This is a genomic window from Microcoleus sp. BM001215392 (assembly GCF_036700185.1).
GTDB lineage: Bacteria > Cyanobacteriota > Cyanobacteriia > Cyanobacteriales > Microcoleaceae > Microcoleus.
The window spans coordinates 1-11,799 of record NZ_JAUBOJ010000229.1; the positions used below are offsets into that span (position 1 = coordinate 1).

Sequence of the window (11,799 nt, forward strand, 5' to 3'; positions counted from 1 at the left end):
TTTGAAGCCTGAAGAAGCATGACCGCATATAAGTTATTAGTTATAATTTTATATTGACTGCGGTCATGCTTCGCCCCTACAAACATATTTGCTTGCATTGAGATGCACCCATACCAAATCTCCTTCTATTACCTCTCTTCAGTCTCGCGTTTCGCCGACTTGGTTGTTCCTGTAGAAGCGATTTCAATCGCCGGGTGACTGAAAAATTAGCAGCAGGGAAAGAGGAATCTTCGTCTGTGGGTGGATTGGTTCCTCGATTTCGCACACTCTCCAGCCGGATTCTGATACTTGTTGAAACCACGAGCTAACTGTGCGAAAATACCACGGCATTGGTTCTCGAAAAGCTCCGCCGAAGTTGTCGAAAGTCTCGGTTTTCCATCCGTCAACATAGGGCTGTTGCTGACACGCTGTGAATGGATGAACTGTCTGGATGAACAGATGTCCGTTTGAGACTGTGGCTTGCTGTAACGATCGCAATAAATCTCCAATTTCCTCACCAAGTAGCGAAAAATTGCAGACAATCCCATCGTAGGATTGACCGAGTATCCCTGGATCGGCAATAATTTCATCGTAGCCGATCGCCCGAAAACAACCGCTGCTTTTCAAAATAGCGCGATCGATCAAACCACGGGAAGCATCAACCCCAACCACCTCTACACCGTGCTTTGCTAAGGCGCGCCCCAGCCAACCTTCACCGCATCCGACATCCAGCACTCGCCGAGGCCCGTAGCGCAGCACAGCTTGCAGAATAGCCTCATCCGTTGCTGCGCGGCGACTTTCGATCGAATTTTGCTCGATCGCGTGTGTCCATGCGTCAGCATTAGCTTCCCAACTCTGTTGAATTTGTTGCTCAGGGCGATCGAATTTCATGGTAATTTTCTTCTTGGTACTAGGACTTAGGCAGAAATCTGATTGCTACCCGATCCTGCGTAAGTCCTGAGTATATAAAAACGACTTCAAAAAGGGCGATCGCTAAACCCATCTACCCACAACAACCCTCACCGTTCCATCCGCCAAAGTTTCCTCTGCTTCCACATTAAAACCCTCAGACTGTACCGCAGCCATCAAAGTTTTGTGCGCGTATTTCTGACTGATTGAATTGACAAATTCCTGCTGGTTAATGCGAGCGCCCCAAAAATCCGCCACCAATTCATAATCCTCTTCGCCGCTGCGCCGAAAACCCAAATCGTAACCGTTGGATTGCCTAATTACGTACTCGGCATTAGTTTTGTCCCCGCGATAACCGCGAACCTGCACATTGGACTCTACTTGATAACCCAACTCTTCCAACACTTGATGCAGCAGTTCGCCGTTTTTGATCTGAACCTTGATCGTTGTGAAGTGTGACATATCACTTTCCGGTTTTTGTCTGAAACGCTAATTTGATTATAATTGCATAAACACCAACAGTCAATAAGTTATGAGTTGCACTCTTCAACCCGGTTTTTACGAAAAATATGGGACTTACCAGCGCGACACAAGCCTAGAAACCTGGTGGGTTAGCCGTTTATTGTCCGGCATCGGACTCCTGGCAAAAATTTCAGTTTTTAATGGCTCTAAGCTGTTGTCAACTTTCCTGTATCGCCCGTTAATTACTAATTTCCCAATTTCCCAATTCCCCAATCTAAAATTTAAAATCCCCAATCTAAAATCCTATGATGGCTAATAATTCTAACGAACCCAGAGAATATGATGCCGTCCTCGGCGGCCAAAGTCAAATCCCGATCGCCGCCGCCGTTTTGGGAGGCATCGCCGGAGTCAAGCAGCGCTTGCACAGTCCTAGTATCGAGGCGCGCACAGCCGCCGTTAAAGATGCTTGCCAATACGGAGAGGCCGGTTTGAATTTAGCAATTGCAGCCCTGCTCGATCCCGCCCCAGAAGTACAGCGAGTTGCTTATTCTCTTTTGCGACAAAGGACAGAACCTTTTGTCCGCCAAGCTTTAACAAAGTTCGTGCCTTACGGACTTTTTGACTGCATCCGTACTGTCAAAATAGGGACAAATGTGGCGATTAGTCCAGCGGGCGATCGCACGGCGAGTTTGCACGGCAAAATAATTAGAATTTGCGATTTAGAGACAGGAGAAATACTCTATACTGTTGACAAGTATCCCCGCGCTCAAGAAACTTTTGTTCTTTGCCAAGAAACCGAAGTTTTTGTCAGAAGCAGAAATCTTCCGAAACACCGCGCGATCGAAATTTGGCAGGAAGGAGAATTGCGGCATACTTCCCTCGGACACGAAGGCGAAATTACCGCAATTGTCATCAGTCCCGACAGTCAATTTATTGCCACCGGTTCGGCAGATACTACAATCAAAATTTGGAATTTAGAGACGGGAAAGTTAATTTGTACTTTTGGCAGTCATTTAACTTGGGGAGCGCACAAAGGAGGAATTGCGAGTCTGGCTTTTAGCCCGATCGCACAAACTCTTGCTAGCAGCAGTTCTGATGGTACCATTAAACTCTGGAATTTCAACCGCCGAGAATGCTCCCAAACCATTAAAGGTTATGCGAATTGTCTAGCTTTGAGTCGAGACGGGCAGACTTTGGCTGCTGGCGGCTGGGACAGAAATATTCAACTGCGCCAGCTATCGCATCCGGATAATCCAATAACTTTGGCCGGGCATTTTAACTCGATAAATGCGATCGTTTTTAGTCCCGACGGGCGCACAGTTGTCAGTGCTAGCGCCGATGGTAATCTCAAATTATGGAATGCCCGCACCGGCGAACACATTCAGACTCTCACCGGACATCAAAGCTCTGTCGCTTGTCTGGCTTTTAGTAGCGATGGCGAAACTGTAATCAGCGGCAGTTTAGATAAAACTGTCAAAATTTGGGGTATTAATTGAAGGAATCAGAAACCGGAAAAAGGGCAGAAGCACAAACAGCCAACACGGAACAGGAAAAGTTGGCGTTGCTGAGTGCAGGTATCAACCCATTGCTCGCACGCCGAAGGTTTGGGGGAATTTTTGAGCGATCGCACCATATTCCTAACGCGGCACCTCATTTCTAACTGCCAACAGTTTTGATGACCGATATTTGACCCGAGATGAAGCGAGAGTGCTTGCGGGACTTTTTAACAAATTCAAAAGTCCGGATTGTCGAGCCGGGGCTGCGTGAATCTACGGAAACAAATATAATAAATTTATAGTTCCGCGTCTTGTGCAACGCTAGGATTGCGGAACTTCTTTTTGCATCACTACACATACTTGCCGTAAAAGTACGGATTCGCAAAAATCAATCAGCTTTTTATGAATTTTTAAACAGTTCATAAAATCCGATCGCTCGTCAATTCGTGACCGCTTTAAACTAAATTTAAATTATCGGATTTAACTTCGATCAGTATCGCGGCGAACTGTAATAGTTCAATTAACAAGTTTATGCTTAAAAAGTGGCAGGCGTTAGATATAACTTGCTTATCGGAGGAATCATGTCAGAGCGCAACCAATCCATCTATTTTTCGTGCAATGCAGCAGAAATCTGCGAAACTGCTGCTGCGTGGCAGCAAACAGCCGATCGACTGACGCTAGAATTAAACAACACTCGCGATCGGCTGCACGCAGAAATCGATCGCCTCAAACTTGCCAACCAAACCTTGCACGCCGCCCTCAGTTGTACCCCTGTTTTTTTATGGGCAATTGATAAAAGTGGCAAGTTAACTATGGCCGCAGGCAAAGGATTGGACAATTTGGGGATCGAAGCAGGTGCAACTGTTGGGGAGTCGAGTTTTGCCGATTACAGTCAGTCAAATATTTTAGAGAATATGGCCGAGGTGCTAGCCGGAAACGATCGCATTTGGAATACCCAGGAGGGGCATTTAACGCACGAAATTCGATCGAGACCCCTGCGAGATGACAACGGTGAAATTATCGGGGCAGTGGGTGTTTCTACTGATATTACCGATCGCCAAAAGTCGATCGCCAGTTTGGAAACAGCAAATCAAGAATTACAAACCAAACTTCAACAGGAAACCGCAGTCTTGAATGCAGCACTTGCTGACAGCGAAAAAAAGTACCGCAACCTGGTAGAAACGTCCCAAGAGTTAATTTGGTCGATCGACATTCAAGGCATCTTGACTTTTGTCAATTCCGCCGCCAAACGCATCTACGGCTACGATCCCCTAGAAATGATCGGCCGCCGCTTCACAGATTTTTTGATACCACAAAACAAAAATAGACAAATAGAAATATTTGCGCAACTTTTAGAGAAAACTAGCATTCACCCAAAAATCTCTAACTCTCCCTACGAAATAGTACAAATCCGCAAAGACGGTACACCCGTACACCTGCGCGTCAACAGCATCGTCAACGAATCTGAAAACGGCGCTATTTTAGGTTTGTGCGGAACCGCAACAGATATTAGCGATCGCAAGCGATCGGAAGAAGCACTGCAAGAAGCTACAGACCAACTTCGAGCCGTCTTGGATGCCGTACCCGGACTGATTTCTTGGGTAAGTTCAGATTTGCGGTATATAGGAGTCAACCAACACCTAGCAACCTCGTTCAAAAGGTCTCCCGAAAGCTTTGTCGGTCAAGAAATCAACTTTCTCGACAAAGGCTCGACTTTTGGACAACTAATCAGAAACTTTTTTGATAGCTCATCTGGGCAAACCTGGCAAGAAATAGACATAGAAATTGAAGGATGCACCCGCAACTATTTGATAGTAGCTCAGAAATACCATCAGGGAACCGCAGCAGTTTCAGTAGGGATAGACATTACTGACCGCAAGGGCGCCGAAGCTCAGAAAACACAATTAATTGCTTCTTTGCAAGAGTCCGAATTAAAATTTCGCAGCCTTTACGAAGCCACCAGCGATGCAGTAATGCTGCTAGATAAAGAAAAATTTTTTGACTGCAACCTCGCCACCTTAGCAATCTTTGGGTGCATAAATAAAGAACAGTTTTATGGCAAGCACCCCAGCGAATTTTCCCCGAAATTTCAGCCGAGCGGACAAGACTCGTGCAGTTTAGCCGCACAGAGAATATCCACAGCCGTGGGAACGGGTAGCTGTCGCTTTGACTGGGTGCACAAACGTCTAGACGGTTCAGAATTTCCCGCAGAAGTGCTGTTAAATGCCATGGAAATTAACGGGAAAAAAGTAATTCAAGCAGTAGTGCGAGACATTACAGACCGCAAGCGCGACGAGGATCGCATCAAAGCATCCCTCGCAGAAAAAGAAGTTTTCCTCAAAGAAATTCACCACCGCGTCAAAAACAACCTGCAAGTTATTTCCAGTTTGCTCAAACTTCAGTCCCGCTACATCCAAGACAGCCGGGTTACTGAAATGTTAAGAGAAAGCCAGAATAGAGTCCGGTCAATGGCCCTAGTTCACGAACAATTGTATCAATCCAAAGACTTGTCAAATATTGACTTTGCTGAATACATCCAAAATCTGGCTCACAATCTATTCCAAGCATATGAAATTCATGCAGAAGGCGTCGAGTTGCAAACAACAATTGCGCCGTATTCTGTAAATATTGATACAGCCGTTCCTTGCGGACTGATCGTCAACGAGCTAGTAACGAATTGCCTAAAATATGCTTTTAACGAACCGAAAAAGGGTAAAATAAAAATAGATTTTACATTACAGAATAATGGGGCTTGTGTGCTGGTCGTCAGCGACAGCGGGATTGGTTTTCCTCAAGATTTAGATTATCGAAATGCCCGAACATTGGGTTTGCGCCTAGTGGGGTCTTTGGTAAAGCAAATTAGGGGAAAAATAGATTTATTAGAAACCGCAGGCACGACTTTTCAAATAACATTTTCTCAGCCAACAAATACTCGGAGCGAACAAATTAATGCCAACCAGAAAAATCTTGATAGTTGAAGATGAAAGTATCATTGCGGAAGACATATCAGACTGTTTAATAGCTTTGGGTTATAGTATCACAGGCATTGTCTATTCTGGAGAAGAAGCGATTCAATCTGCGACTGAGTTGCGACCGGATTTAGTTTTGATGGATATTAACTTGCAAGGAGAAATAGACGGCATTACAGCAGCAGAAGAAATTCGCGGACGATTTCATATTCCGGTAGTTTATTTGACAGCTTATGCTGATGAAAATACTTTGCGGCGGGTCAATGTAACGCAACCATTCGGTTATATTGTCAAACCATTTGAAGAAAAAAACTTACACACAACTATTCAATTAGCTCTCCACCGACATCAGTATGATAGTTTGACAAATTTGCCCAATCGTTCGCTATTACGAGAGCAGCTAAGCCTGGTGTTAGAAAATCAAAAAGAATTGCCAGAAATGATTCCTATTTTGACTCTGAGCTTAGATAGAATTAACCGAATTAACAGTAACTTGGGCCATGATATCGGCGATTCCGTACTTTGCAAAGTTGCCGAGCGGCTGAGTAACTTCACCGAAAAAATTAATCTAGTGGCTCGTTTGGAATCTGCCGAATTTGCGATCGTTATCAAACCAGTTGCCGAAAAACAGGATGCTGCCAAGATTGCTCGCAATATTTTAGATATTGTAGCCCAACCTATGATTTTTAAAGGCTCGGAACTCTACGTGACGGCAAGTATCGGCATTTGTTTATCTCCTGGAGACGGCTGCGATGGAGAGGAATTACTGAAAAATGCTTATAGCGCTATGTACAATTCTCAGGAACGAGGAGGCAATAAATATGAGTTTTATACCGCAACAACTGCGATTAATTCTATCAATAAATTTAGTCAAGAAACTTGCCTGCGCAATGCTTTAAAAAGGTCAGAATTTGAAGTGTACTATGAGCCGCAAATAGAAATCAAAACCGGAAAACTTATTGGTGCTGAAGCTTTGGTGCGCTGGAACCATCCAAAAAGGGGCAGAGTTTCTCCGGCAGAATTTATTCCCATGGCAGAAGAAATGGGCTTGATTGCAGCGCTGGGGGAATGGGTGTTAGAAACTGCTTGCAGGCAAACTCAAGCTTGGCAAAGAGAGAGTTTGCCTCCGCTGCGGGTATCGGTCAACCTGTCAGCCCGCCAGTTTGAGCAAAAAAATTTTACCGAGAGAGTTAGCGAGATATTGAGAGAAACTAATCTCGATCCTAAATGCCTGCAATTAGAATTGACCGAAGGTCTAATTTTGCAAGATGAAAAAGCGGCAGCCCGAACTTTTACGGTGTGGAGAGATATGGGAATTCAGATAGCAATTGATGATTTTGGTACGGGATATTCTTCTTTGAGTTATCCGAAACGCTTGCCGTTTGATGCAATCAAAATTGACAAGAGTTTTATTCGCAATATTGCCGACGATCGCCAAAATGCAGCGATTACGGTAGCGATTATTCAAATGGCACACTGCATGAACATGACTGTGATTGCTGAAGGGGTAGAAAATCAGCAGGAACTAGCTTTTTTGTGCGATCGCGAGTGCGACGAAATTCAAGGTCATTTTTTCAGTCAGGCTTTGCCAAAACCTCAGTTTGAAGCGCTACTAAAAAGTGATAAGTGCTGGGTTATGTAGCGCATTGGACATTCGGCAACAAAAGCCACACTTTCGCTGCTAACCAAATCTATTGTTTGGTGTCCTTCTGAGCTACCAATAACCACATTTCCTCGGATTGAATCGTCGATCGCTCTTTTGGGCCAGCATACTTTGAGCTGCTGCGCAACTTCTTATAGTCTGAGGATCGCAGCTACTGTGCTGTGACACCTCAGATGTAGGAGTCCTTTGTATGGATTTAGCTAATAGCAAGCACAAGCCTATGCTTGTGCTTGTTTTTTTTGGGGATGCACTTGTCGGCGTCCGCATTCGTGGAAAAGCTGCAAGTTGCAATTCGGCAGACGAGTTCGCTCATAATATTTGACCGATTGGATAGCCTCAATCTCCGCAAGATTATAGGTAACAGTCAGGATACAGGGTGTCTTCGGAGCATGAATAGCAGGATTCCGCGAGAATGTAATGAACTTAACAGAAGCTATTTATTAAAGATTGCATACTGTACACACCAATTCAACCAACAAGTAATTGAATAGCTAAAACTCTCTCCCCAACCCCCTCTCCTTTAGGCAGAGGAACAAAACCCTTAATCCCTTATCTGAACCCAAATACTTATGAATTATCAGTTTGAGTTCTCAATTGTCTGGGATAATCTTGCTTTGCTATTTGCAGGTGCATTAACGACGTTCAGGATATCAGCGATCGCGATCGCATTCGGCCTAGTCATCGGTATTATTGGCGCAGTCTGCCGAACCTCTGGTAACAAAATCCAGGATGCGATCGCTCTAGCCTACGTGGAGCTGATTCGGAATACTCCGTATATCATCCAACTGTTTTTTATTTTCTTTGGGATGCCAAATTTGGGCATCAAGTTAACGGCAGAGCAAGCATCAATTTTGTCGCTTGCTTTAAACTTTGGTGCTTATTCGACCGAAATTGTGCGGGCGGGAGTCGAAAGCATTACCAAAGGTCAAACAGAAGCAGGAATGGCACTGGGATTTAACAAAATATCTGTATTTCGGTACATCATTCTGATGCCAGCCTTAGCGAATATTTATCCTGCCTTGATCGGACAGGTGATTTTGGCAGTTTTATTTACGAGTGTGGTGTCTCAGATTGCTACTGAAGACTTAACTTTTGCAGGAGATTTTCTCAATTCTCGGAGTTTTCGCAGTTTTGAGATTTACTTTGCCATATCGCTGATTTATTTGGCGATCGTTTGGATTATCAAAGGAATCTCCTATCTGATTGAGCGGCGATTTTTTAAGTTTGCACAGTATCGACGATAGTTAATTGGCAGGCTCAAATGAATGGATTTACAGTACCGCAGATATTCCTTAACTTGGTAATTGCGGCCAAATGGACAATTATCTTGTCTCTCATCGCCTTTGTGGTAGGCGGAATTGTGGGTTTTTTATTGCTGCTGATGCGGATATCTCCGAACAAGTGGATTAAAGGCTTAAGTCTGATTTATATCGAGTTCTTTCAAGGAACACCATTACTCTTACAGCTTTTTCTAGCTTTTTTCGGTACTTCGGTGGTTTTTGGGATAAATTTATCGCCTCTTGCAGCCGCTACCATTGCTTTGACGGCTTTTACCAGTTCATTTCTAGCAGATATCTGGCGCGGCTCGATTGAGGCTGTTCCCGCCGGACAGTGGGAAGCTGCATCAGCGTTGGGGTTTGGCTATTCTAAACAGCTAGAGTTAATTGTTCTTCCCCAAGCGTTTAAAATGTCGATCGCACCGACTGTCGGGTTTCTGGTGCAGGTAATTAAAGGGACTTCGCTAGCATCAGTAATTGGGTTTGCTGAAGTGTCTCGTGTCGCTTCTGAGATCAATAATGTCACATTGAACTCACTTTTAGTCTTTTCGATTGCTGGTCTAATTTATTTTGCTCTTTGCTATCCGCTATCTCTTTGGAGCCAGCGGTTGGAGAAGCAACTCAATTATAAATCATAGAGCAATACAGTTCAGATAAGACGGTCAAGAGAGTAAAAGCGATGTGAAAAACAAACTCTGCGATTGCTTCGTTCCTCGCAATGACAATTCTAACTGAACCTTATTGAATCAAAGAGACATCAACCATCGGAATATTTGGAGTGTTGCTGATGATGAAAATATTTAAGGAATTGATTCCGAACAAATGGCATCGGGCGATCGCACTTTTTGTCGCCAGTTTGGTTCTGACTGTGAGCATTGCTGCTTGTTCGAGTGCAACTACGTCCATCACCTCAATGGCTGTGTTTAACCCGGAAGCAGTTGCACCTCCCAAGGGTGAGCCAGGTAAAACTTTAGACAAAATCATGGCAGCAGGAGCGATCAGAACCGCAGTTCCTAATGACTTTACACCGTTTGGATCGATGAACGTCGAGATGCAGCCGCAGGGCTATGACATTGATGTAGCAAACGAGATCGCTAAAGCTTTGGGGGTAAAATCCGAGTTAGTACCTGTGGTTGGCAACTATCGCATTCCGTTTCTTCAGACTGCTCGCGTTGATATCGTGATCTCTAGTTTGGGCAAAAATAAAGCTCGCGCTAAAATCATTGATTTTTCCAAGCCCTATGCACCATTCTTTTCAGGCGTGTACGGCAGTCCAGATATTAAAGCGACCTCGCTAAACGATCTCAAAGGGCGATCGCTGGGAGTTGCGCAAGGTTCTTTAGAAGATTTAGAAATTTCCAAGATACCGCCAGAGCAAGCGCCTACAGTCAAGCGATTTTCTAGCAACAGTTTAACTGCATCTGCTTTAATATCAGGTCAAGTAGAATTAATTGCTACTGGGAACGTCGTCGCTGCCAAAGTAATTCGCGACAATCCCAATATCAAAATAGAAAATAAGTTCATCATGAAGAACTCACCCTGCTACGTCGGTGTTCGTAAAGGTGACGAGCCGCTAGTGGCAAAACTTGACAGCATTATTGATGACATGAAGCAGTCAGGCAAATTAAATGAACTGTCGTTGAAATGGTTTGGCGAGCCGCTACCAGACTTGACTCCTCCACCAGCAACTTAGGTCAGTAGATTTTAGATTTTAGATTTTAGATTTTAGATTTTAGATTTAGTTGCCAGATTGAATCACCGGAGGCAGAACTTGAGTCTAAAATTTTGGGTTGGATCTTGACGCTCGTGTCGTTCGGAAGTACCTGTTTTTGGGCGGAGTCAACAGCAAATCAACAAAACGCATCAACTATCGCGATCGAATTTCCAACATTATCTCAAGGAGAATATTAAAATGTACGACTCAAAATCTAGAGCAAATCAAGCCACTGGGTTAAGCAATAGCTTAGAGCCAATCATTATCGCCAAAAATGTCGAAAAAACCTATGACAATGGGTTTCATGTACTCAAAGGTATCAGCTTGACTGTAAATAAAGGCGAGGTGGTGGTGCTAATGGGGCCATCGGGCTCTGGCAAATCCACCTTTATTCGTACTTTTAATGCCTTAGAACCATACCAAAAAGGCAGCATTGAGATTGATGGCACGCTGATTTCTCACGATGCTAAAAATATTGAGATGGTGCGGCGCGAGGTGGGGATGGTGTTTCAGCAATTTAACTTGTTCCCTCACCTGACAATTTTGGGCAATGTCACTCTAGCGCCGATCCACTTGCGCGGTATGTCCAAACCAGAGGCTGACAAGTTGGGGATGGAACTGCTGGAGAGAGTCGGGATTGCGCACCAAGCTAACAAATATCCGGGACAGTTGTCTGGCGGTCAACAGCAGCGGGTGGCGATCGCTCGCGCGCTAGCGATGCGTCCAAAAGTAATGCTGTTTGATGAGCCGACTTCTGCCCTTGACCCGGAAATGGTACAGGAAGTGTTGCAGGTAATGCGAGGTCTGGCGGATAGCGGGATGACGATGGTTTGCGTTACTCATGAAGTTGGTTTTGCTCGTGAAGTTGCCGATCGCATTATCTTTTTAGCTGATGGTGTGCTGGTGGAAGATACTACTCCCGATAAGTTTTTCAACAATCCTTCTAACGAGCGGACTCAGAAATTTTTGTCACAAATTTTGCATTAGTTATTGAGTCTAAATGCCTGTGCTTTTCACTTTTATTTAATAGACATCTTTCAAAAATAATTAGGACGTTGCTCCGAGCAACGTCCTAATTATTTTTTTGTGGGACGTTGCTCCGAGCATCGTCCGAAAATTTGATTGAAAGGACTTCTGCAAGAGTTCTAATTACGGTTTGAGTATTTTTTTTGACAATAATATTCAACTGTTGTCTGATTCTTCCGATTGTGCATCTACTAATGACTAATGACTAATGACTAATGACTAATGACTAATGACTAATAACGTTCGCGAGCGGGGACGCTCGCGCTAATGACTAATGACTAATGACTAATGACTAATGACTAAT

The 11,799-nt window shown here is 44.2% G+C and carries 11 protein-coding genes; 9 read left to right on the forward strand and 2 right to left on the reverse strand.

All coding sequences use genetic code 11. The annotated features are described in order from the left end of the window. Window positions 1–183: 183 nt before the first annotated feature. A complete protein-coding gene (locus QT974_RS21785; RefSeq protein ID WP_333470509.1) occupies window positions 184–870 on the reverse strand; it encodes a class I SAM-dependent DNA methyltransferase in 687 nt (228 codons plus the stop codon). Window positions 871–972: 102 nt separating this feature from the next. Next, window positions 973–1,350 (reverse strand): DUF1257 domain-containing protein, encoded by a 378-nt coding sequence (locus QT974_RS21790; RefSeq protein WP_333470510.1) that lies wholly within the window; start codon window positions 1,348–1,350, stop codon window positions 973–975. 70 nt (window positions 1,351–1,420) lie between these two features. Between QT974_RS21790 and QT974_RS21795 the strand changes: the two genes are divergently transcribed. The 9 genes from QT974_RS21795 (at window position 1,421) to QT974_RS21835 (ending at window position 11,456) form a co-directional block, all read left to right on the forward strand. Next, window positions 1,421–1,666 carry a hypothetical protein gene (locus QT974_RS21795; protein WP_333470511.1) on the forward strand — a complete coding sequence of 82 codons (246 nt, stop codon included), beginning with the start codon at window positions 1,421–1,423 and terminating at the stop codon, window positions 1,664–1,666. Then, a complete protein-coding gene (locus QT974_RS21800; protein ID WP_333470512.1) occupies window positions 1,656–2,846 on the forward strand; it encodes a WD40 repeat domain-containing protein in 1,191 nt (396 codons plus the stop codon). The genes QT974_RS21795 and QT974_RS21800 overlap by 11 nt, the downstream gene beginning before the upstream one ends. Then, complete coding sequence (locus QT974_RS21805; RefSeq protein WP_333470513.1) at window positions 2,843–3,010, forward strand: hypothetical protein; 168 nt, start codon at window positions 2,843–2,845, stop codon at window positions 3,008–3,010. The genes QT974_RS21800 and QT974_RS21805 overlap by 4 nt, the downstream gene beginning before the upstream one ends. Window positions 3,011–3,427: 417 nt before the next feature. Then, window positions 3,428–5,824: a PAS domain S-box protein gene (locus QT974_RS21810; protein WP_333470514.1), complete on the forward strand. Its 2,397-nt coding sequence runs from the start codon at window positions 3,428–3,430 to the stop codon at window positions 5,822–5,824. Further along, window positions 5,796–7,457 (forward strand): putative bifunctional diguanylate cyclase/phosphodiesterase, encoded by a 1,662-nt coding sequence (locus tag QT974_RS21815; protein WP_333470515.1) that lies wholly within the window; start codon window positions 5,796–5,798, stop codon window positions 7,455–7,457. Before QT974_RS21810 ends, QT974_RS21815 begins: the two co-directional genes overlap by 29 nt. Before the next feature lie 590 nt (window positions 7,458–8,047). Further along, window positions 8,048–8,722: an amino acid ABC transporter permease gene (locus tag QT974_RS21820; RefSeq protein WP_333470516.1), complete on the forward strand. Its 675-nt coding sequence runs from the start codon at window positions 8,048–8,050 to the stop codon at window positions 8,720–8,722. A gap of 17 nt (window positions 8,723–8,739) precedes the next feature. Further along, window positions 8,740–9,393: an amino acid ABC transporter permease gene (locus QT974_RS21825; RefSeq protein WP_333470517.1), complete on the forward strand. Its 654-nt coding sequence runs from the start codon at window positions 8,740–8,742 to the stop codon at window positions 9,391–9,393. Between the two features lie 149 nt (window positions 9,394–9,542). Then, on the forward strand, window positions 9,543–10,448 hold the full coding sequence (locus tag QT974_RS21830) for a transporter substrate-binding domain-containing protein (RefSeq protein ID WP_333470518.1): 906 nt from the start codon (window positions 9,543–9,545) through the stop codon (window positions 10,446–10,448). 219 nt (window positions 10,449–10,667) lie between these two features. Then, window positions 10,668–11,456 carry an amino acid ABC transporter ATP-binding protein gene (locus QT974_RS21835; protein ID WP_333470519.1) on the forward strand — a complete coding sequence of 263 codons (789 nt, stop codon included), beginning with the start codon at window positions 10,668–10,670 and terminating at the stop codon, window positions 11,454–11,456. The last annotated feature ends 343 nt before the right edge of the window (window positions 11,457–11,799 follow it).